The organism is Clostridioides sp. ZZV15-6597, assembly GCF_020657815.1.
Classification (GTDB): domain Bacteria; phylum Bacillota; class Clostridia; order Peptostreptococcales; family Peptostreptococcaceae; genus Clostridioides.
Map to the genome: position 1 here is coordinate 29,991 of NZ_JAGWCT010000020.1, position 22,576 is coordinate 52,566.

Consider the following 22,576-nt stretch of genomic DNA (forward strand, 5'->3'; position numbering starts at 1 on the left):
TTCTCCTTTAAAATCCATTATAAATAAATGGCAACTCTTTAAATGGTGTAAATGTTAAAACACCTATTGCCAATATTATAATCATAGTTAAACAAATACTAGTTACTAATTCTTTATTGCTCTTTAAATATTTTAAATAATCTCTCACAGACATCTACCCATCCTTTCGTTCCAAGATGCATTACATCTCTTAAATAATATTTCTCTTTCCCTTTATCTTTAAGATTCATAACTTCAAAGCCTTTACTTTCTGCTATGTTCTGCGCCTTATCATAAAACTGATTTCTTTCTTTCTCAGAAATACCAGTTAAATCATAAAATTTACCCATACTTGGAATTAATACAACAACTGGTTTAATATCTAAGTCCTTACATACATTTAATAAAAGCTTATAACTTTCAAATTCCTTAGATGTTACTAAGTTTACACCCTTATCTCTTCCTCTATATTGCTCTAGACCATCTTTAAAATGTTCATTGTAATAATACTTGTCAATGTTTAGAGGATTATTACCTACTCTCTTTTTAGCATCTTCAATAGCTTTCTTTTTCTCATGTGACCAATTTATAGGTTTTTTTCTTCCTTCTTTTTTGTGTTTATCTAGCCTAATTAATTTCTTATAAAGTATCCCTTTTTCTTTAAGCTCTATACAGTATTTTCTCCCTTGAAAATAAGGCTCTAACAACGCCTTCTCAGCTTTTTCATACACTGTCTTAGGTTCATATAGCTTGGCATACAATGCTTCTGCCTTATATTCGTCACTACCCCATAAAAGCTTACTTGATTTTTTTACATATTCAATCTTATTTTGTTTAGATATCTTTGGATTATCTAAAAAACGATAAAATTGTATTGGTGAAAACCTAGACTGATAATGGTGACTTGTAACTCCATCTTTTTCCATAAACCATTGCATAGAAATTAACAAGACAACCTTCTTATTATCAATATTAGGATTCATACTTCCTAACACTGCAGCATCTTGTAATGTCTGAGTATAAGCTCTACCAATTGCAAACACCTTATTTTTACTCCTATCTGTATTAAAATAGTACTTTGGATGTTGTTTTGTTGAATTACTAAGTTCTGATGACCCCAAAATCATAATATCTTTTTCTCTTAAAAAATGATTATTTGCTGTAACACCTTTATCCTTTATATCACTTAAAGTATCATCCATAATTGGAAGTAGATTTTTCTCCCTCAAAAGTTCATCAGTTTTAGAATCAAGAAATTTGTCTAACCCAAATAAAAATACTACGCCTATTATAAATGGTGTAATAAAGTATATCAATTTTCTCATATTTTCTCTCCTCTAAAAATATTCAAATTTATGTTATTATTAATCATATTAGTTTTAATGTATATATTCAACTACAAAATTGTAATAAAATCTCCAAAACTTTTTTTTATTCTGTTACAAATTTGTAAAAAAAAAGAAGAAAATAACTGAAAAAGGAATCTTTTTAGTGATTTTCTTCTTTTTATAATTTGACATTTTAATACTTAATTATGTATACAATTTAACTTATTTTAAAATTAAATTTATTCAAAAGTATATCTTAGTCCCCATTGCTTTCTTATTTCATCCATTAAATTCATGACATCTATAGATGATTCTAAAGTATTTGCTTTTATTTTATTTGATATACAATTGTTAACATATTCAATTTCATACTTTAAAGCTTTTTTTGTGTCACCATATTCTAGAGTTTCAACTCTTCCACTATCTATATAAGTTATTGTAGCCTTTGATGCTCTTGGGAAATTTTCTACGGTTATAAATCCTAATTCACATGCAACAATACCTCTTTTTGGCATCTTAGCTCTCATAGTCAATGATATTACAGCCATCTCATTCTTAGAATTTTTTAAAATTATTCCAGATTGTTCATCCACACCTGTTTCAAAATTCTTAACAGTTGTTAAAATTTCATTCGGTTGAACTGACATAAAGTATCTAGTAAATGACAGTGCATATGTACCAATATCAAGCAATGCCCCTCCAGCTAAATCTTGACTAAAAAATCTATTATTAACATCATAATCCTTACAACTTCCAAAGGATACTTGTATCATTTTAATTTTTCCCAAACTTCCAGACTCCACTATCTTTTTTAATTTTTTATATAAAGGCATATAATAAATAGTCATAGCCTCTGCTACTATTAAGTTCTTTTCAATAGCTAAAGTTACAATATCACTTAGTTGACTTCCATTTACTGTTATAGCTTTTTCACACAACACATGTTTACCATTTTTTAGGCTTTTCATTATATATTCATAGTGATTACAATGTGGAGTAGATATATACACTACATCTATATTCTTATTCTCTAGCATTTTATCATAATCATCATACACATTTTCTATATCAAACTTATTTGCAAAGTTTTTTGCTCTTTCAAGACTTCTTGAAGCAACAGCATACACTTTACAACCCACCTCACTCATGGCTTGTGCAAATTCTGATGCAATAGTTCCAGGACCCAATATAGCCCAATTTATATTCTCCATATTTACCACCTCATATACTTATATATTATTATATGTTTTTAAATAAATTACACACTGTCAGCTGGATAAACAATCTTCCCTTGTCTTCTTATCTCATCCATAATCCCCATTACTATCTTTGAATTTTCATGTGAGTTTATATCAGACTCTATTTTGTTATTATTTATAAGAGTTCTGAAACTCAAGAGTTGTAATACTCTATAATAAATAATACTCTATATAAACGTTTGAAACTTATTAAAATATTAACTTCATCAAATAAAAAAGAAAGCTAACTTTAAATGATTTCACCATTTTAGCATAGCTTTCTTTTAACTACAATCTAAACTTATCTTATACTTCTAAAGTTATATTATATCTCTATTTCCTCTCAAGAATTTTATAGTAAAAATTTCATCCACAAACAATGCTATCAATAATATAGTTGCTATAATTGGCCAATAAGGCATTATTAAACTATACAAATTATCAACTACATACACTTGAAGATACCTTACTCCAATAAAAGTCAATATAGTCCAGTACATAGAAAATTTTACACATATTATCCCTCTATTATTGTACTTATAGTCTGAATAATCCCAATATACTTTATTAAAATATACCTTCATAATTATACCTGTGATATACTCTACTGTTGTTGGCACTACTAAACATAGTAAAAGCAATGCAAATATATTATTTGGGTCAATAAATCTTGAGACCTCTATTATAATAGACATTGCAATTGCATACATTGGCTTAAATGGACCATTTAAAAATCCATCTTCTTGAAAATGACCTTGAGTAAAATAACTATATAAATTTTCAATTATCCAACCTATAAAACCATACAAGAAAAAATTAAATAAAAAATATAATAGAGAACCTACACTATCCATGAATATTCCTCCTAATTGTTTATAATTATTTTTTCTCATATCCATGGATTTATTCTAAATCAAAGAAATTAAATTTAAATTCTTTGATTTAATATTTCATATTATAGGCTACAACATTCTTTAGAATCTAAACTTTTCAGGTATTCTCTAACTTCCAATAAATTTTCAAGTATCTTATGTGATTGTGCTTTAATTTGTTCATCTGGCTCTTTTAAGTCAGGTACGTTTATACATTTTATACCACCATTATAAGCAGCCTCTACTCCCATAGGGGAATCCTCTATAACAATACAATTTTTTGGATTAACATTTATCTTTTTAGCTGCTTTTAAGAATATTTCTGGATTTGGTTTAGAATTTACAACATCATCTCCACAAACTATAGCATCAAAGTATTCTTTTAAATTTGCCTTAGCCAATCTTTTAACTGCTCTTTCTCTTTTTGTAGATGTTGCAACTGCCATTTTATATCCATTTTTCTTTAAAAAAGATATTAATTCATTAACTCCTAATTTAATAGGAGCTCCTTCTCTATCCATAAATTCAATCATATTTTTAGTTTTCTCATCATACAAATCTATTATTGGCACAGAACTATCGTATATCTTAGTAAGACCTTCTATTATCCCTTTACGATTTCTTCCCATAACAGATGTATATATTTCTTTAGTCATAATGTATCCATACTTTTCAAATGTCTCTATCCAAAATTCAAGAGATATTCTCTCTGAATCAAACAAAACTCCATCCATATCAAAAATAATTCCTTCTACTTTTTGCATACAATTCCTCCAATATTTTTTGATATAATTATATTACACTTTTTATGATTAATTTTACAACCCTCAATTTATCCAATTCTAATATAGTGAAATTGTAATTTTCAAAAGTTACACTTTGATTTACTTTAATGTTTGAACCAAGCATATAGGATATCCAACCTCCTATACTATCAAATCCATCATGCTCTATATCAAGACCAAAATACTTATTAATATCATTGATTGATTCAGTTCCATCAACCAAGTAAGAACTTGTTCCTATTTTCTTAATATGAGTTTCTTCTTTATCAAATTCGTCTTGAATTTCTCCAACTATCTCTTCCAGTATATCTTCAATTGTTACTACACCAGATGTTCCACCATATTCATCTACCACTATAGCAAGTTGAAGCTTTTCTTTTCTTAATTTTTCAAGAGCCTTATCTATAGTCCAATTTTCTGATATATATATAATATCTCTAAGCATTTCTCCTAGTTCAATTTTATTTCTGCTTATTTTTTGATTATACAAATCTCTTATATGTACAAATCCTAATATATCATCCTTATTTTTCTTACATACTGGATACCTAGTAACACCTTCATCTCTCAAAATAGATAATATCTTTTCCTCTGAGTCACTTTCATATATACAGACCATATCAGTTCTAGGTACCATTATCTCTCTAATTTTCTTTTCTTCAAATTCAAAAATATTGTCAACTAATCTTTGCTCTGATTCATCTATAAGCCCGCTTTTATAACTTTCTTCCACTAATAATCTTATTTCATCACCTGTATGTGGTTCATCAACTTCATCAGCTTGTGAATATCCAAATGGTTTAAGAAATAAATCAGTACTTAGATTGAAAAAGTATATTATTGGGTATGTCAATTTATAAAATCCAATCAGCAAAAAAGATGTACTTAGCATTATTCTCTCTGTATTATAAAGTGCTAAGGCTTTAGGAACAAGCTCCCCTATTACAACTTCTACCATTGTTATAATTAAAAAGGAAATAGAAATTGATATTGTATATATAACACTTTCACTAAGATTAAATATACTTATTATTGGCAATATTAACTCTTTAACTGTAGATTCTCCCATCCACCCTAGTGCAAGCGAACAAAGTGTTATCCCAAGTTGACATGCAGAAAGATAGGAATTTAGATTATCTTTTATTATTTTACATCTTTTAGCATTATTATTACCTTCAGCCATCATAGTATCTATCCTAGAACTACGAAGCTTTACCATAGCAAATTCACAAGCTACAAAAAATGCATTTATTAAAACAAGTACTATTATAAGTGTTACATTTAATAACTCCCGCATAAAATATTGGCTCTTATAACATAAGAAATTTATAAGAACTCAAAGTTCCCCCCTTATATTTATAAAATTTAATTTATAATATATATTCTATCATATTTATTAATATATCTTATTTTATTACAAATAATTTTAAATACAAAATTACCCCTCTTAATATTTATGATGGGTTGTCTCATATATTAAGAGGGGCTAATTAAATTTTACGTATGGGCAATATAAATTTTAGTGGTCTTTTACAGGACTTTTTTCAGTTTCACTTGTTATTCCTAATTCTTCTTTTTCAATATTCCACTTTTCAAGACCATATTTAGATATTTTAACAGCTTCAGCTAGACCTCTCCCAAGTCTTTTTATGGTATTCATGCCTACTTCGTCATCTTTTGCACCTTCTTCCTTTGCATCTTTACTCCAAATACTAGCACCAGTGTATCCTCCAATAAGTCCTCCTGTTACCAATACCTCATGCATTAAAAAGAAATTTATTATTGGTAATCTAGCCATTTCTTGTCCACCATATCTAGTCCCACCAGTAGTTATGGCAGCTCCTACTTTATTTTGCAAATTACATCCATGTACTAAATACATATGTCTTAATCTATTTAACACAGCAGTCAATTGAGCAGTTATTCCCATATCATAAACAGGAGAACCTATTATAAATCCATCTGCTTCTAGCAATTTTTTCTCTAGTTCGCCCATATCATCTTGTATAGTACATTTTTCTGCTTTTCTCATACAAGCATCACAATGTATACATGGACCTATATTTTTTCCTCTTACAGTCCAAAAGTCAATTTCTATACCTGGTATTTCTTTAGCTTCCTCTAAAGCTTGTAGTATTGCATATTCAGTTGCTCCTTTTCTTGGACTTCCACATATTCCTAGTATCTTAGCCATAACTCTATACCTCCCACAAATTTTAATTTAAGCCTCTATTTTTATATCATTAGACTTATTCGATTTTATTGATAATATATATTTAATTATCATCGCTATAATAAATACTGATACTATACAAGAATTTCCAACTAAAGTTCTAATAATCTCTGGAAACTTTTCCAAAGTCTGAGGAACTGAAGTTATACCTATACTTAAGGTAATTGAAACTCCTGCTATAAGATTGTTATCTGACGTAAATCCACATTGACTTATCATATCATAACCAGCCATAGCAATTGATGAAAATACGATTAAAGTGACCCCTCCTATTATGCATGAAGGTATAGTCGTTATGATTGCTCCCAATAATGGTGAAAATCCAACTAAAATTAATACTACTCCTGTAATTGACAATACAAATCTACTAGTAACTTTATTTATAGCTACGATTGCAGCATTTTGACCAAATACTCCTGTTGGTATTGAACTAAATACAGATGCAATTATAGATGTTAATGCATTTCCCATTGTAGCAGACTCTAATTCTTTATCTGTAACCTCTCTATTCATAGCTCCCATTGTAGCAATTGTTGCTGCTCCCATCATATCAGCTATAGCTACCATAAATAAAATGGCAAACATTAATATTAAATCAAGTCTAAACTCTAGACCAAATGCCAATGGTTTTGGAAAAGAAAATATTGGTGTCCCTTGAATTGCAGAAAAATCAACCAATCCAAATGCAAGTGACACTAAATAACCAAATATTATACCTATTAAAATTGCAGCATCTTGAACCAAACCCTTGCCAAATTTCATAAGCAAAATTATAGCTATAACAACTATAAGCCCTATTGCAAAATTTATAGGTTCTCCAAATGTGGCTGAGCCTTCTCCCCCAGCTAAATTTTTTACAGCAGTTGGAAATAGACTAATACCCATACAAGCAATCATTGTACCTGCTATAATTGGAGTAAATAAATGTCTTATCTTCTTAATTCCAAAGGCTATAAAAAACACTACTATTGCTCCTCCAATTTGAGCTCCAAAAAGAGCTTTAAGTCCGTATTTGCCAGCCACTGAAAGACAGGCTCCTAAAAATACGTAATTTGTTCCCATTATTACAGGAAGCTTTGAACCCAGTCTATGCCCTTTAAATAGTGGTATTGAGTACAATTGTAGTAAAGTTGCTATTCCAGCTACCAACATAGCACCTTGCATAAGCATAGTTGACATCTGTTTATCAAGCCCTACTATATTCGATATAAGCATAGCTGGAACCATATTACCAGCTATCATTGAAACAAAATGCTGTAATCCTAAGGGTAAAGCTTCTTTTAAAGGCGGTTTTCCCTCTAGATGAAATTTTGATGTATCGTGCTCTTTCATAAAATAAATCCTCCCATAAATTTTATTTTTCTTTACGACCATGAATTTATTAACAATTAATTTTGAGCTATACACATCTTAATCTAGTTAATTCTTAACTTAAATGATATTTATTTTAACTAAAGTATTATTTATGTATAGTTGTTCAGTGCACTTAATCTTATTATTTATATTCTCTAAGCTTATACTTTTTATTGACATCATGCTCTGCTCTTACAAACTCTAAATTTCCTTCTCCCATTAATTCAGACATTCTTTTCTTTCTATCACTTAGCCAGTCTTTATCAATATTTTTATAGTACTTATAATCTGTCCAATATATTATTGATGTTATTTCTTCTGGATTACTTTCACTAATCCATATCTCAGAACCAGCAAATCCTTCTAATAATTCTAGACCTTTAACCCAAATCTCATAATCTAATTGTAAGTACTTTTCTATTAATTCAGTATTTATCCTAAAAGTTAGTTCTTCAATAAATAAAGGTCTTTCAAATGATTTTAATTTCATATTATATACTTCCCTCTTTAATATTTGACTACTTTTTTATTCAAATGATTTTTTATTTAAATACTTTCAACATAATGCTCTTACATATAATTACTTTTTATTTACTTCTTATAATTTTACTTTCTAACAGGAGGTATGTGTATTGCTTTACCTACTATTCCCATAGTAGCTTCTGCAAAAGCTTCTGGTAAAGTTGGATGTCCATGCATAGTACTGGCAACTTCTTCAACTGTCAACATTGCTTTCATCGCAATTACAGCTTCATGAATTAAATCACTAGCATTGGGCCCTATGATATGAACACCATATATTGTAGTCTTATCTTTTGAAGCAATTACCTTAACCATACCATCTGAATCATTCATTGTAAGAGCCTTTCCATTGCCAGAAAACTGAAATTTGCTAACGACATAGTCTAAGTTTTTATTTTTGGCTTCTTCTTCAGACAATCCAACTGTAGATACCTCTGGAAAAGTAAAAATGGAATTTGGTACTAAATCATAATCTACACTTGTTTTTTCCCCTACAATTCGTTCAACAGCTACTTTGCCTTCTTCAGATGCAACATGTGCAAGCATTATTCCTCCAATCACATCTCCAATTGCATAAATACCTGGTACAGACGTACAGTAATTTTCATCAACTTTTATTCCCTTTTTATCATATTTGATGCCTAAATTATCTAGATTTAGTCCTTCTACATCTAACTCTCTTCCTGTAGATACAAGTACATTATTACAAGCAATCTTTGTTTTTTCTCCATTCTTATTTATATCTACTACTAGTTCTTTATCACTCTTAAATATTTCTTCTACTTTTGATGAAAGTAGTATTTTAATCCCCCTTTTATTAAGTAGTTTAGTTAACCTATTAGATACCTCATTATCAACCATAGGAATTATATTATCCAAGAACTCAACTATAGTTACATCTGAACCAAATTCATTTAAAATTCCTGCAAACTCAATTCCTATAACTCCTCCTCCAATTATTACTACTTTCTGAGGCAAATTAGTTACTTCTAAAGCTTCTTTACTTGTTATTACTCCCTCTAAATCAATTCCTTTAATAGGAGGCTTAGAAGATTTTGAACCAGATGCAATCAAAATATTTTTTCCTTTAATTATCTTCTTTGAACCATCATCTAATTTTATTTCTACAGAATCCTTACCTATTAACTTTGCTTCCCCCTTTTCTACAGTCACTTTATTTGCTTTTAATAATCCTTTTACACCACTAGTTAATGTCTTAACTATATGTTTCTTTCTTTTCTGCACTTTTTCCAAGTCTAATTTGTATTTATAAACTTTTATCCCATATTCTTCAGCATGATTAAAATAATTTAAAACCTGTGCATCTTTAAATAGTGTTTTTGTAGGAATACAACCTGTATTTAGGCAAGTACCTCCAAATTCATTTTTTTCTACAATTACAACTTTTAACCCCAGTTGAGCTCCTCGAATCGCTGCAACATACCCACCTGGGCCACCACCAATTACGATTAAATCAGTGTTCATATTTATTTTTCCTCCTTTTAAGTTATAGATATTAATATCTATAATTAAAATTTTAGTATCAATATTTATAGCTTGTTAAATCTACTTGATTTTTAATACCATAGCAAAGTTTCTGACGTGTAAAAATAAAATTATTTCTATGCATTCCTACTGTCAATAATTCCGAATGTGGATGTTCTAAGTGGCTATAAGCTGTTGTACAACCTGGAGTCATTTTTCCACCAACAAATACCATAGAATAATTCATAAAATATTCGTCTAATAATTCATTTTCAATTAGATGAGTACAATATGAAGGAGATTCTATACACATTTTTTCTATCCCTAGACTTTTAAGTACATAAAGTAATATCTTAGAGTCTGGAGTACTATCTTTACCAGTTACAATTACAGGACAAACATCAAAATCTTTGTATAATTCTTCAAATTTATAATCATCAACATCCTTAATTGAATTAAAGCTTCCTATACATCTGTGTTTTAAAGGAGAATTTTCTTTTATATAATCCCAACCATTTGGAGATGTAGCTATAACCATTTTATATTCCTGACTCTTATCAACTCTAAATGTATAATGGTCAAATGGAATATCTGTAGCATCAAAAGAAACTACTACTCCACATGGCTGATATTTTTTATTTAAATAGTCTTTTCTTTGCTGTGTCAAACTTTCATCAAATACATGACATGTTATCCCAGGTTCATTTTGCAACGTTCTAGCCCCTATAATCACAGCATCTGAATATGCTCTTAGAACATTTAAAACCCAAAAATCTGCCAAGGCTCCATCTGGATCAACAAAATTATTTTTTCCAATTAAAGGTCCTGCTTTATTGTCTTCATATGCCATTTTTCCATCGGATGAAAGCACCATAGATGAAAATATATATGGTCTTTTATCTTTTGATTTTGGAAAAAACAACTCCGTATAATACTCTAAAGCATCTGGTATACAGACATTTTCATTAGATTCTTCTTTTATAGTGTCTAATATCTTTTCATTTCTATTTAATACATTTATTTTTAAATTATTTTTTGGTATGTTGAAAAACTCAAGCTTATTCATACTTTGACCGCCCTCTCCCAAGTATTTTTTACAATCCATAAATTCTTTTTCCCCATTGTACATTTCCTAGACCAACATCCTCTATTAACTTACTTGATATTTTTTGAGTTTCATATATTACTTTTTCTTCATCTATATTAACTATCTTGTTATTATCCATAACTACTTTTCCATCTATAATAGAAGTTTCTATATTATTTGGAGTAGATGAATATATTAATGAACTAATTGGGTCGTGAACTGGTATAGAAATTGCACTTTTATATGGATTATAAATTATAATATCAGCATTTTTTCCTATCTCTATTGACCCTAAGCAGTCTAATTTATTTATGGATTTTGCTCCTCCAAGTGTTGCCATTTCCAGCACACTTGACGAAGGTAAAAGCTTTGCATCTCTATGAGTAACTTTTTGTAATAATGTAGTCATTTTCATTACTTCTAACATATTTTGAGTATCATTACTCGCTGAACCATCGCAAGCTAAACTTATAGTTAATCCATTTTCAATAAGCTTTGGAATTGGTGCTACTCCTGCCGCTAAAACCATATTAGATACTGGATTATGAGATATTTTAACATCATATTTTTTAAATAGTTCTATGTCTTCATCTGACATTTGTATGCAGTGAACTGCAATAAAGTCAGGTCCTAAAATTCCTACTTTTTCAAGATATGGTACAGTCTTCATACCTCTATCTTCTAAACAGTATTTATCATCGTCCTCAGTTTCAAGTAAATGCATAGTTATTGGAATATGAAGCTCATTGGCTATATTTCTCATTTCTTTGTATCCTTCTTCTGTGTTATCCCATATAATTCCAGGAGCTAATGCTAAACTTATTCTCGAGTGGTCTCTATATTTTTTCTCTAATCTTCTAACATCATCAAAAAACTTTTGTTCTGTATCATGATAAGTACAGCCAAATTCTTTTGGAAATTTACTTGTGTCTGTAAACCCTCTACCAAGTATTCCTCTTATTCCTAAGTCTTCAAATGCTTGAATTATGCTATCATCAAGCCCTTCTTTTCCATGGCAATACATATAGTCAAGTATAGTAGTTGTGCCTGTTCTAATTGCTTCTATACATCCTGTTAAGGCTGCATAATAGCAACATTCTTCATCTATTTTATGTATAGCCCTTCTAACAGAGCTATCAAGCCAGTCTAACAACAGTTTATCTCTTCCTAATCCCTTTAACAAAGTCTGAAATAGATGAGAATGAGTATTTATAAATCCAGGTAAAACAAATTTACCTCTAGCATCTATAATTTTTTCAGAGATGTATTCTTCTAGTAAATTCGTCTTTCCTATATCAATTATCTTGTTCTTTTCAATTATTATACAAGCATCATTTAGTATTTCCCTCTCATTATTCATTGAAATTAGATAAGCGTTTTTAATTATCAAATCTACTTTTCTCATGCAGTAACCTCCATATAATTTTTTGCTATGTCTTGATTTTGACAGATAGTTTGGAGAGAAAAAATCTTTCGAGAAACGCATAACAAACTATCTGTCAGATTACTGGTGTACTATAAAATTATTTTACATATATTTTAATTACATCCATCTAAAATCCAAAAGATTTTGTGTAACTTCTTGAAGAAAACGTGCTCCAGGTGCTCCGTCTACTACTCTATGGTCATGAGTTAAACTCATATTCATTATTAAACCAGCATAAAATGCACCATCTTTTACAAGAACTTTTTCTATTATACTTCCAATACCTAAAATTGCACTTTCTGGTGTATTTAACACTGGGGTAAAGTATGTTATTCCAAACATCCCTAAGTTAGTTATAGTGATAGTTCCATTACTCATTTCATCAGAATTTAACTTGTTATTTTTAGCTCTTTCACTTAAATCACTTAGTTCAATACATATTGTTTTTAAATCTTTTAAATTTGCATTTTTTATTATAGGTACCACCAAGCCATTTGGAATGTCTACAGCTACACCTATATTAATTTCGTTACTTATTTTAAAATGATTTTCATCAACTATTTGCGTTCTAAGTTTAGGATGATTTTCAAGAGCTTCAGCTACAGCCTTTATTATAAGAGCTGTATAACTTAATTTAACTCCTACTTTTTTATACTTTTCTTTCAATCCTTTATATATTTTTGATAAGCTAGTAATTTCTAATTCAGTGGCAATTGTAGTTTGAGCTGTTGTCAACAAACTCTCATGCATTTTTTTTGCTATTATATTTTGCATTGGTGTCATCTTAGTTACCAAATCATTTTCCCCTATATTTACCTTAATGTTATTAACGTGAGAAATAGGAGTAACTTCTTGCCGTACTTCTTTTTCTACTACTTTATTTTTATTGACTTTCATAACTTCTTCTACTGAATTACTATTCATAAAATTTTTCAAATCATCAATTGTTATTGCACCATGTATTCCTGTTCCCTCTATATTTGAATAGTTAATTCCTTTTTCCTCAGCTATTTTTTTAGCTCTCGGAGTTATTCTTTTCTCTATATTTAAACATTTTGCCTTAGTTGTATTTTCTAAATTTAAAATATCTGCCTCTTTTTCATTATCAGCTTTATCTATCAAATCAAATCCACTAATATCTTCATTAGCTTCTGCAATTATACAAATTAGTTCTCCACAATTAGCAATATCGCCCTCTTCAAAAAATATTTTTCTCAATACCCCACTTTCTGGCGCTTCAACAGTATTAGTAATCTTATCAGTTTCAACTTCTAAAATTTCATCACCCTTATTTACTACGCTTCCTTCTTCAATCAACCATGTGCCAATTGTTCCTTCCTCCATAGAAAGACCAAACTTAGGCATCTTAACCTCTGTAATCATTGTTTATCCTCCCCTGACTAATATTGCATAACTTCCTTACAAGCCTTAATTAGATTTTCTAATTTTGGTAAAACAAAATCTTCTAAAACTGGTGCATATGCTACTGGAGCATCAATTGATGTAACTCTTTTTATCGGTGCACTTAGGTACTCAAATACATCTTCATTTATCATTGCAGATATTTCAGCTGCCCATCCTCCAACTCTTGGACCTTCTTGAGCAATAACCAATCGACTAGTTTTCGCAACTGACTCTACTATAGTTTTTTTATCATAAGGAAATACAGTTCTAAGGTCGATTATCTCTACATCAATCCCTTCTTTTTCAAGTTGACTTGCTGCTTTATGTGCTAATCCTAACATCATTTGAGTAGCTACTATAGTAATATCACTTCCAGTTTTCTCAATCTCAGCTTCATATAGAGGAATCTCATATGGCTCAACTGGCACTTCCCCTTTGACATTGTATAGCATCTTATGTTCTAAAAATAATACAGGATTATCGTTTTTTATAGCTGAAAGCAACATCCCTTTAGCTTCATAAGGTGTTGTTGGTGAAACTACTACAAGCCCAGGTGTGTTCATAAACCATGACTCTGCACAAACTGAATGATGATATGCACAGCGTATACCACCTCCCTGTACAGCACGAACAGTAATTGGACAATGTGCTTTTCCTTGGAACATAAAATTTAATTTTGCTGCATTATTTACAAGTTGGTCAAAACAAACTCCCAAAAAATCTGCAAACATTATCTCTGGAACTGGTCTTAACCCACAAAGTGCTGCACCATTTGATAATCCTAATATAGCTGATTCTGATAACGCTGTATCTTTTATTCGATTTGGCCATTTAGCCATTATTCCTTTGGTAATTCCAAAATCTCCACCCATTTTAGCTACATCTTCACCTAGTATAAAAACTCTATCATCATTTTCCATAGCTTGATGAAGTGCTTCATTTATTGCCATTCCATATGAAAGTTTTCTTCCCATTATCTTATCTCCACCTCTCTATCAACATATGTGTGTGTAACTGCATCTTTAATATCTGGTGATGGACTCTCCAATGAGAATCTCAGCATTTCTTGAACATCAGCCTCTATTTCTTCTTCTATTTGCTTAAGTGATTCATCTGACATGCCTTCTCTTTCAATAAGTATCTTTCTAGTTAATTTTATTGGGTCCCTATCTTTCCAATACTTAACTTCTTCTTCTGGTCTATATGCTGCTGGGTCTCCTGCAAAATGACCTTGCCAACGATAAGTAAGAAACTCTATTAAAGTTGGTCCTTCACCTTTTCTTGCCCTATCTGCTGCTATTTCCACTATCTCAATTACTGCTTCTACATCATTTCCATCTACCCTAAAACTTGGAATCTCATACCCCTCACCCCAAGTTTTTAACTCTTTTTGAGGATGTGAATCTGTATAGTGTGTAGATATAGCATATTGATTATTAAGTAGGCAATATATTATAGGAAGCTTCCATGTTGCTGCCATATTAAGACTTTCGTGACAAGCTCCTTCTCCTAAAGTTCCATCTCCTAGAAATACTGCTGTAACATCATCTGTTTCTTTATACACAGATGCAAAAGCTGTACCAAGACAAGTTACCATAGTTGAACCTTGTATTCCATTAAATCCCATATTTCTACATTCAATATCATTTATATGCATTGAACCGCCTCTACCACCATTTATCCCTGTAGCCTTAGCAAAGATTTCTGCCATTACAAGTTTTGGGTCAGTACCACAAAGTGCTATAGTTCCATGACCTCTATGGTCTGGAAATTTATAATCTGTTTTTCTAAGTGCATCAACTATACCTGCTTGACAAGCCTCTTGCCCTATACTTAAATGAACAAATCCTGGTATTGTTCCATTGGCAGCATATATTTCTATTACTTCTTCAAATCTTCGAATCATAACCATGTCACGGTATAATTTTTCTAATCTTAACTTACCTAATGCCATCTTATCTCCTCCTGAATCAATAAATTTTTAAGTTGTTTATTTTAAGAAACTTTTTTCGAGTACTGAATAATTTATTTCTCCTGCCGAAAATGATTTTCCAGTGTTTATATTATGTATTTGTATTTTGCCTATTGAATGTACATCATGGTCTACATAGAAAAAGTCTCTTCCTGCCTTCACAAATACATCTTCAAACAATTCCCCATAATTTGGAGATGAAGTTTTCCCTGCTAACTGGTGTATAGTCTTTGCAATGGCAGTATCAGTTGAATCTACCCAAAACTCAGTTTCACTACCATAAATCAATGCATCATTTATTCTTCCCATAGTCTTAAGTTCATCTTTTACTATAGGTGCTATTGGTGCTTTTCCTCTCGCAAGTACAATTTGACCTGCATCAAAGTTTTTTTCAAACATCTTATGACATACTTGCTCAATGATTCTTGCTGATACTTGCATTGATGCTACAATACATGTACTTGGTGAAATTAATATATATGTGTCTTCTGGTTTTACTTTACAAGCATTTGCAACCTCTAAGACTGTTTCATTATTGGGATATTTTATATCTTGGATACATAAAACTGCCTCATGATAAGTATCTTTATATGGAGTCATTTCAAAATACCAGTCTGATTCAACTCTTGCTAAAGCTCTTGCTGGTCCTGACCCAATAGTTGCAAATTCACCTTCTCCAAGTTTCCATCCAGCAATCTGTGAACCCATACATGCAATCAATGGTTTATCTATAAATACTTCAACTGCTGAGAAAGAATATTCATCATTTAATTTAAAATCTCCTAATGACACTGTTCCTAGGTCACCTATAGAAGCCCTAGTAAATAAAACACCTGCTTTCCAGCTTCCACTACAATTTAAGCCCATATCAATTATAGTTGCTCCACAATCCATCTTAATAATTTCACATCCCAATGCTTCTGCATCTTCTATTATCTCTCTCACTACCACCATAGCTTTCTTGTTTAAACTTATCATCTTTATACCTCTCAATATATATTTTTATGCTTTCTTACCACATACATCAATTGCAGCTCCCATTATTGGACTTGCTTCATCAGATGCTAAGAAAGTTACAACTTTTGATACTTCTTCCACTTGCAACATTTCTTCAAGCGGTATCGTAACTGCATCATCATAGTTAAATCTTTTTCTTGTATATTCAGTGTTAGTCATCCCTAAATATATCGCATTTACATTGATTCCATACTCTTTTACTTCTTCAGATAATGTTTGAGTAAAACTTACCATTCCTCCTTTAGAAGCAGCATATGCTCCAAAGCCTGGAAAAAAGTGTTTTGCTGCTGTAGAGCTAATATTTATTATTTTTCCATACTTTTTATCAATCATTGTTCTAAGGACAGCCTTAGTACAATAAAAAGTTCCACTTAAATTAGTCTTTATCTGAGCATCCCAATCTTCAATTGTAGTATCAACTACTGGAGCTGATTTATGGAGAGCAACATTATTAATCAATACATCTACACTCTCAAATTTATCTATTACCTCACTAAAACAAACTTCTACATCTTTAGGTTTACTTACATCACAAACTGAAACAAAAGCTTTACCTCCAGATTTAATAATTTGTTCTGCAACATTATCCAATTTGCTTTTGGTTCTACCAATTAAGACTACTATTGCTCCTTCGATAGCAAAATCTAAAGCAAATCCTGCTCCTAACCCCTGCCCTGCTCCTGTTATCACAACAACCTTATCTTTAAACCTTAAATTCAAAATTCATCACACCCTCTACATTTATATAATTTAAACTTACATTTAGAAAAAGGTCTTACATTTTAATATCTAAAGTATTTTAAATAAATATCTTTTTACTTTGTATAACTAATTTCTTTTGTATAAAGCAACATTAAATATTTATATTATCTAGTAAAATACTTTTCTTTATTGGCAAACTATAAAAATCACAATTTAATGCATTTGCTACTGCATTTGCTACTGCTGGTGCTGATGGTACAACAGAACATTCACCTATACTCTTAGCTCCAAATGGACCTCCAGGTTCTCCACATTCTATCAGGCCAACTTTTATTTGGGGCATTTCACTAGCCTTTATCATATGATACGAGCGAAATGAATTAGCTTTTATTTTTCCTCTATTGTCAAATTCAAGTGCTTCAGTCAACGCATATCCTATTCCCATTTGAATTGCTCCTTCAATCTGACCTTCTACAGACATTGGGTTTAAAGCTTTTCCTACATCATGAACTGCAACATATTCCAAAACTCTTACACTTGCCAGTTTAGTATCGACCTCAACTTTAGCAAAATGTACACCATATGAACTTGCTCCAGTTTGAGATGCAAAAGTTTCAGCTCCTATAATCTCTCTTAAACTTACCTTTTGAGCATGTATCATGACATCACATAAAGTGGCTTGTTTGTTGTTATTTTTGATAGAATAGACTCTATCATCCTTAAATTCTATATATTCTTCATCCTCTTTTAAAAGTTGGGATGCTTCCTTTAAAAGTTCTTTTTTTACTGAATTTGCTACTTTTAAAGCTGCATTTCCAGATACAAAAACTCCTCTGCTTGCGTAATCTCCTAAATTCCATGGTGATGCTTCTGTATCTGCCTGTATACATTCTATTTTTTCCTGGCTTATTCCAAGTACTTCAGATATAATTTGTACTTGAACACTTACAGATGCATTTCCCATATCATGAGTACCTGTATATAATACAGCTGAACCATCTTCATTCATTTTCAACATTAAAGCTGTTATATCCCTATGTGCTCCAAAGCATCCATTTCCATGTGAACCAACTGCCATACCTACACCAATCAAAAATCTACCATTTGATTCATTTTGCTGTCTAATTTGTTTTTTCCAGTCAAACATTTCAGCACCTTTTTTTATACAATCTATTGGTCTTGGATTTCCATGAGGACTTTTAAATCTTTGATCTATTCCATCTGGTTCGACTAAGTTCTTAAGCTGTAAATCTAAAATATCCATATTTAGTTTTTTTGCAATTTTATTTAGTTGGGATTGTTGAGCAAAAAAAGCTTGTGGAGAACCATACCCTCTCATTGCTCCTGCAATTGGTGTGTTTGTATACACTGGTATCCCTGTATATCTCATATTTTCAATCTTATATGCTTTAAACACTTTATGACTCATTGCTCCAATTACATTTAAAGCACTTGATGCATATGCTCCTGTATTTGTCAGAACTTTCATATCTTGTGCTATAACTTGACCATCCTTCATAACACCCGTTTTTAGATATACAACTGCGCCATGTCTAGTTCTTGTCGAAGCAATAGTTTCTCTCCTGTTAAGCTCTAGTTTGACTGGCCTACCTGACAGTTTTGCTAATAATGCTACAATTGGCTCAATTGTAATCTCTAATTTACCTCCAAAAGCTCCTCCAATAGCTGGACTTACTAGTCTAACTTTATTCATTGGTAATCCAAATAAATTAGATAAGATTATCCTAAATCCAAAAGTGTTTTGATTAGGACTATAAACAGTAAGTTTCCCACTGTAATCATAATCTGCAATCGCCACATGAGTTTCTATTGCACCATGATGTATAGCTGGAAGTGTATACTTATCTTCAAAAATATAATCAGCTTTTTTCATGGCTTCTTCAATATTTCCACACTGCTGTACATTTACTGCAAGCTTGTTTCCCCCTTTATGTATTGGATATGCACCCTCTTGTATTGCTTCTTCTGGATTAAATACTGAGGGTAATTCTTCATATTCAACCTCAATAAGCTTCAATGCTTTTTCAGCCGTTTGTAAATCTTCAGCTGCAACGGCTGCAACTTTATCACCCACAAAACGAACAGTATCATCAAAGATATGTTCAACCTCTGGCAACTCATGTTCATAAAATCTCATGGCACTATTAAAGGCTTTTTGAGGTGAGTTTTTATAAGTGGCTATAGCTTTTACACCTTCTAATTTTTCAGCTTTTGATGTGTCTATTTTTTTAATTTTTGCATGCGCTATAGGGCTGAATAAAACCTTAGCATAAAGCATATTTGGAATTTTCATATCTGCAGTATATCTAAGTTGGCCAGTAGCTTTAAGTACAGCATCTCTTATTGGGACTCTTTCACCAATAACTTTAAAATTATTACTCACAGGTTATACCCCCCATCCTTTTTGCTGATAAAAGTATAGCCTCAACAATTTTTACATATCCTGTACATCTGCAAAGATTATTGTCTATAGACTTTCTAACCTCTTCCTCAGAAGGATTTGGATTTTTATCTAACAGGGCTTTTGCCGACATTATCATCCCTGGAGTGCAATACCCACATTGAACAGCTCCACAATCAATAAATGCTTGTTGAATTGGATGTATATTGATACCATCTGACAACCCTTCAATTGTCAATATCTTTTTCCCAACTGCATTTCTTGCTAGAATCAAACATGAATTAACTGCTTCTCCATCTAAAATTATTTTACAAGCTCCACAATCACCAGTACTACATCCACACTTACTTCCAGTTAAATTAAACACTTCTCTTAAAACATAAAGTAAAGTCCAACTTTTTTTTATACTCACCTCTCTCAATCTGCCATTTATATCAAGCTCAATAACATCTATAATCTCCACCTTCTCTCCACATAATTTAATTTTTAATATTTTCTATGAAATTTAATCTTTAATTAATAATTTATCCAAGTTATTTACACTCATTTGACAAGTAAAATCCATAATTACTGTTAAAAAAGGAGGAGCAAGGCGCTCCTCCTGGATATCCTTTCAGATTATACTTTTATTAAAATGAGTATTATATCTTTTGATTATTTAGTTTTTTAAGGTTTTTGGGTAAAAAAAATAGAAGCAAGGCGCTCCTTCTTGGATATCCTTTCAGATTATATTCTGCTCAAATGCAAGCTATTAGGTTTCCTTCAAAGTTCAATCCTATTTTTGGTAAAAAAAATAGAAGCAAGGCGCTCCTTCTTGGATATCCTTTAGAATTACGTTCTCTAAGCTTTACAACTTACTTTACTTTCCACTACATCCTCTTTTTCCTTAGGCAATACGATATTTAGTATTAAAGATAATAGAGCTGTTCCAGATATACCAGTCATTAAAGTGACTACAATGCTTGGTAAAAATGCTAATGCAGCTTGATTAAAATAACCACCCATACCAATGCCCAGCGAAACTGCTAAAATTGTTATGTTACGATTTGTCATCTTTCCCATTCCAATAACCTTAATACCTGATGATGCAATTGTTCCAAACATCATAACTAATGTACCTCCAATAACTGGGTCTGGTGTTAAAGCTAATATTTGGGCAAACTTTGGGAAAAATGCTAATATACCTAACATTACTCCCCCAAGTGCTACTATGTACCTACTTGCAACTCCTGTCATACAAATTATTCCTATGTTTGGACTACCTGATATGACTGGAAGCCCATTAAACAAAGCTGCAAAACAACTTCCAACTCCATCTGCTCTAACAGCTCTCATCAATTCTTTTTGCGTAGGTAGACGGTTTTCAACAGAACTAACAACCCCTGTCGTATCTCCTATTATTTCCATAACTGTTACAATATGAATTGTACATATGGTTATAATAGCGCCCAAGTTGAACTCCAATCCCCAGTATATAGGCTTTGGCACTGCAAACCAATTTGCTTGTGCCATACTAGAAAAGTCAACCATACCAAATATTACTGCTACTACATAGCCTATTACTATTGAAATTATTATGGATGCTACTTTGAGAAAACCTTTTCCAAATTGATTTAAAATAAGTGTCAACAACAATGTAAATACAGCTAAAGAAAAATTAGCAACTACATTAGGTCCATGAGCATCAAAAGATACTGCGTAGTCAAATGAAGAGCTCATAAGTGATAAACCTACTGCCAAAACAACACTGCCTGTAACTGTAGGTGTAAAATATTTATGTAAATATTTTACTGCAAGAGGTCCTACTAAAGTTAAAACTAGACTTCCTACAAGTACTGCTCCAAAAGCTCCAGCAATACCAACATCATTATTTGTACTTAAGGCAATTAATGGTGCTACAAAGGTGAAACTTCCACCAGTAACAATTGGCAACCGTGACCCTATTGGTCCAATTCCCATAGATTGCAGTATGGTGCTCACCCCTGCAATCAACATCGAACATTGAATCAAAAATGCAGTCTCACTTAGTGAGAGACCCATGCCCACAGCTACTAAAATGGCACCCGACATAGTACCTGCAAAAGCAGAAAAAACATGTTGCATACTAAGTGGTATTGCTGTTAGAAGCTTTGGCTTGTCATTAAATCCATACTTGTAATTTTCCATATCTTACCCCTTATCGCTCCCGCCATTGCCGCCAAATGTATGGAGCCATGTAATAAATTATTAGTAACCTTAAAAGTTAGAGCCTAATAAATATTGCACAGTTACATTATGAAGTTTTAGTAATACATTTTGAAATTAGAAAAGCTCTAATTTAAGGAGTGGCGGAGGATTAGTTACTAAAAAAATAAAACGTTTGCTTTTAGCATTATTTTTATTTTTTGTAAGCTAGGTAATTAATCCGATTTTTAATTGTATTATACAGTCACGATTTTAGACTGTCAAGATTATTCTGATAATTTAATTTTAGTTTTATTTAGAATTGTTAAAGTAAAAATAATAATCAATCTGTAGAATAAAATCAGTATTAAAACACTTTAATTTTTAAATTTACGTTATTTTTTTATCAACATTCATTTTAATATTTATTTCTATAAAATATATGCAACCTCTTATTTTCGCCATATAACGCTATTTCAGTAAATATAATAAATAATAAATAGTAACTAACATTTATTAAATATCATAAAAATCTTAATTATTGGATAAATATAAATATTTTATCGTTTATTTAATTAAATTAGACAT

General features: G+C 31.0%; 21 protein-coding genes. All 21 read right to left on the minus strand.

Features of this window, described 5'->3' with window-relative positions; genetic code table 11:
- Window positions 1–7 precede the first annotated feature (7 nt).
- Window positions 8–148 carry a hypothetical protein gene (locus tag KGF52_RS06870; protein ID WP_227434522.1) on the minus strand — a complete coding sequence of 47 codons (141 nt, stop codon included), beginning with the start codon at window positions 146–148 and terminating at the stop codon, window positions 8–10.
- Window positions 114–1,304, minus strand: coding sequence for a D-alanyl-lipoteichoic acid biosynthesis protein DltD (gene dltD, locus KGF52_RS06875; RefSeq protein ID WP_227839582.1), 1,191 nt, complete (start codon window positions 1,302–1,304; stop codon window positions 114–116). Before dltD ends, KGF52_RS06870 begins: the two co-directional genes overlap by 35 nt.
- A gap of 242 nt (window positions 1,305–1,546) precedes the next feature.
- Complete coding sequence (locus KGF52_RS06880; protein ID WP_227839583.1) at window positions 1,547–2,518, minus strand: Gfo/Idh/MocA family protein; 972 nt, start codon at window positions 2,516–2,518, stop codon at window positions 1,547–1,549.
- A gap of 47 nt (window positions 2,519–2,565) precedes the next feature.
- Window positions 2,566–2,703: a hypothetical protein gene (locus tag KGF52_RS06885; RefSeq protein ID WP_227839584.1), complete on the minus strand. Its 138-nt coding sequence runs from the start codon at window positions 2,701–2,703 to the stop codon at window positions 2,566–2,568.
- A gap of 162 nt (window positions 2,704–2,865) precedes the next feature.
- The gene (locus tag KGF52_RS06890; protein ID WP_227827635.1) at window positions 2,866–3,399 is read right to left on the minus strand and encodes a putative ABC transporter permease; all 534 of its coding nucleotides are present in this window, start codon (window positions 3,397–3,399) and stop codon (window positions 2,866–2,868) included.
- A 101-nt stretch (window positions 3,400–3,500) separates the two neighbouring features.
- Window positions 3,501–4,181 carry an HAD family hydrolase gene (locus tag KGF52_RS06895; RefSeq protein WP_227839585.1) on the minus strand — a complete coding sequence of 227 codons (681 nt, stop codon included), beginning with the start codon at window positions 4,179–4,181 and terminating at the stop codon, window positions 3,501–3,503.
- Window positions 4,182–4,209: 28 nt separating this feature from the next.
- Window positions 4,210–5,499: a hemolysin family protein gene (locus KGF52_RS06900; RefSeq protein WP_227827637.1), complete on the minus strand. Its 1,290-nt coding sequence runs from the start codon at window positions 5,497–5,499 to the stop codon at window positions 4,210–4,212.
- A 222-nt stretch (window positions 5,500–5,721) separates the two neighbouring features.
- Entirely contained in the window at window positions 5,722–6,396 is a 675-nt protein-coding gene (locus KGF52_RS06905) for a flavodoxin family protein (protein ID WP_227839586.1), read from the minus strand.
- 27 nt (window positions 6,397–6,423) lie between these two features.
- The gene (locus KGF52_RS06910; RefSeq protein ID WP_227839587.1) at window positions 6,424–7,767 is read right to left on the minus strand and encodes a solute carrier family 23 protein; all 1,344 of its coding nucleotides are present in this window, start codon (window positions 7,765–7,767) and stop codon (window positions 6,424–6,426) included.
- Window positions 7,768–7,930: 163 nt separating this feature from the next.
- Window positions 7,931–8,278, minus strand: coding sequence for a TIGR03792 family protein (locus KGF52_RS06915; RefSeq protein WP_227827640.1), 348 nt, complete (start codon window positions 8,276–8,278; stop codon window positions 7,931–7,933).
- Window positions 8,279–8,394: 116 nt separating this feature from the next.
- Window positions 8,395–9,795: a dihydrolipoyl dehydrogenase gene (lpdA, locus tag KGF52_RS06920; RefSeq protein WP_227839588.1), complete on the minus strand. Its 1,401-nt coding sequence runs from the start codon at window positions 9,793–9,795 to the stop codon at window positions 8,395–8,397.
- Window positions 9,796–9,853: 58 nt separating this feature from the next.
- Window positions 9,854–10,900, minus strand: a complete 1,047-nt coding sequence (locus KGF52_RS06925) for a dihydrofolate reductase family protein (RefSeq protein ID WP_227839589.1) — start codon at window positions 10,898–10,900, stop codon at window positions 9,854–9,856.
- Window positions 10,890–12,287, minus strand: coding sequence for an amidohydrolase family protein (locus KGF52_RS06930; RefSeq protein ID WP_227827643.1), 1,398 nt, complete (start codon window positions 12,285–12,287; stop codon window positions 10,890–10,892). Before KGF52_RS06930 ends, KGF52_RS06925 begins: the two co-directional genes overlap by 11 nt.
- A 138-nt stretch (window positions 12,288–12,425) precedes the next feature.
- Window positions 12,426–13,691: a dihydrolipoamide acetyltransferase family protein gene (locus tag KGF52_RS06935; RefSeq protein WP_227839590.1), complete on the minus strand. Its 1,266-nt coding sequence runs from the start codon at window positions 13,689–13,691 to the stop codon at window positions 12,426–12,428.
- Window positions 13,692–13,708: 17 nt separating this feature from the next.
- A complete protein-coding gene (locus KGF52_RS06940) occupies window positions 13,709–14,686 on the minus strand; it encodes an alpha-ketoacid dehydrogenase subunit beta (RefSeq protein ID WP_227827645.1) in 978 nt (325 codons plus the stop codon).
- Window positions 14,686–15,666 (minus strand): thiamine pyrophosphate-dependent dehydrogenase E1 component subunit alpha, encoded by a 981-nt coding sequence (locus tag KGF52_RS06945; protein ID WP_227827646.1) that lies wholly within the window; start codon window positions 15,664–15,666, stop codon window positions 14,686–14,688. Before KGF52_RS06945 ends, KGF52_RS06940 begins: the two co-directional genes overlap by 1 nt.
- Window positions 15,667–15,702: 36 nt before the next feature.
- Window positions 15,703–16,662, minus strand: a complete 960-nt coding sequence (gene mch, locus KGF52_RS06950) for a methenyltetrahydromethanopterin cyclohydrolase (protein WP_227827647.1) — start codon at window positions 16,660–16,662, stop codon at window positions 15,703–15,705.
- Between the two features lie 24 nt (window positions 16,663–16,686).
- Entirely contained in the window at window positions 16,687–17,421 is a 735-nt protein-coding gene (locus KGF52_RS06955; RefSeq protein ID WP_227827648.1) for an SDR family NAD(P)-dependent oxidoreductase, read from the minus strand.
- A gap of 133 nt (window positions 17,422–17,554) precedes the next feature.
- Complete coding sequence (locus KGF52_RS06960) at window positions 17,555–19,807, minus strand: molybdopterin cofactor-binding domain-containing protein (RefSeq protein WP_227839591.1); 2,253 nt, start codon at window positions 19,805–19,807, stop codon at window positions 17,555–17,557.
- Window positions 19,800–20,288 (minus strand): (2Fe-2S)-binding protein, encoded by a 489-nt coding sequence (locus tag KGF52_RS06965; protein ID WP_413894779.1) that lies wholly within the window; start codon window positions 20,286–20,288, stop codon window positions 19,800–19,802. Before KGF52_RS06965 ends, KGF52_RS06960 begins: the two co-directional genes overlap by 8 nt.
- Before the next feature lie 377 nt (window positions 20,289–20,665).
- Window positions 20,666–21,991 carry a uracil-xanthine permease family protein gene (locus tag KGF52_RS06970; RefSeq protein WP_227827650.1) on the minus strand — a complete coding sequence of 442 codons (1,326 nt, stop codon included), beginning with the start codon at window positions 21,989–21,991 and terminating at the stop codon, window positions 20,666–20,668.
- Window positions 21,992–22,576 lie beyond the last annotated feature (585 nt).

Excerpts from the sequence above, each read along its gene's own strand:
- KGF52_RS06880 (WP_227839583.1), bottom strand. The coding sequence starts at position 2,518 with ATGGAGAATATAAATTGGGCTATATTGGGTCCTGGAACTATTGCATCA.
- KGF52_RS06910 (WP_227839587.1), bottom strand. The coding sequence starts at position 7,767 with ATGAAAGAGCACGATACATCAAAATTTCATCTAGAGGGAAAACCGCCT.
- mch (WP_227827647.1), bottom strand. The coding sequence starts at position 16,662 with ATGATAAGTTTAAACAAGAAAGCTATGGTGGTAGTGAGAGAGATAATA.
- KGF52_RS06905 (WP_227839586.1), bottom strand. The coding sequence starts at position 6,396 with ATGGCTAAGATACTAGGAATATGTGGAAGTCCAAGAAAAGGAGCAACT.
- KGF52_RS06940 (WP_227827645.1), bottom strand. The coding sequence starts at position 14,686 with ATGGGAAGAAAACTTTCATATGGAATGGCAATAAATGAAGCACTTCAT.
- KGF52_RS06935 (WP_227839590.1), bottom strand. The coding sequence starts at position 13,691 with ATGATTACAGAGGTTAAGATGCCTAAGTTTGGTCTTTCTATGGAGGAA.
- KGF52_RS06915 (WP_227827640.1), bottom strand. The coding sequence starts at position 8,278 with ATGAAATTAAAATCATTTGAAAGACCTTTATTTATTGAAGAACTAACT.
- dltD (WP_227839582.1), bottom strand. The coding sequence starts at position 1,304 with ATGAGAAAATTGATATACTTTATTACACCATTTATAATAGGCGTAGTA.
- KGF52_RS06890 (WP_227827635.1), bottom strand. The coding sequence starts at position 3,399 with ATGGATAGTGTAGGTTCTCTATTATATTTTTTATTTAATTTTTTCTTG.
- KGF52_RS06945 (WP_227827646.1), bottom strand. The coding sequence starts at position 15,666 with ATGGCATTAGGTAAGTTAAGATTAGAAAAATTATACCGTGACATGGTT.
- KGF52_RS06895 (WP_227839585.1), bottom strand. The coding sequence starts at position 4,181 with ATGCAAAAAGTAGAAGGAATTATTTTTGATATGGATGGAGTTTTGTTT.
- KGF52_RS06970 (WP_227827650.1), bottom strand. The coding sequence starts at position 21,991 with ATGGAAAATTACAAGTATGGATTTAATGACAAGCCAAAGCTTCTAACA.
- lpdA (WP_227839588.1), bottom strand. The coding sequence starts at position 9,795 with ATGAACACTGATTTAATCGTAATTGGTGGTGGCCCAGGTGGGTATGTT.
- KGF52_RS06930 (WP_227827643.1), bottom strand. The coding sequence starts at position 12,287 with ATGAGAAAAGTAGATTTGATAATTAAAAACGCTTATCTAATTTCAATG.
- KGF52_RS06900 (WP_227827637.1), bottom strand. The coding sequence starts at position 5,499 with ATGCGGGAGTTATTAAATGTAACACTTATAATAGTACTTGTTTTAATA.
- KGF52_RS06925 (WP_227839589.1), bottom strand. The coding sequence starts at position 10,900 with ATGGATTGTAAAAAATACTTGGGAGAGGGCGGTCAAAGTATGAATAAG.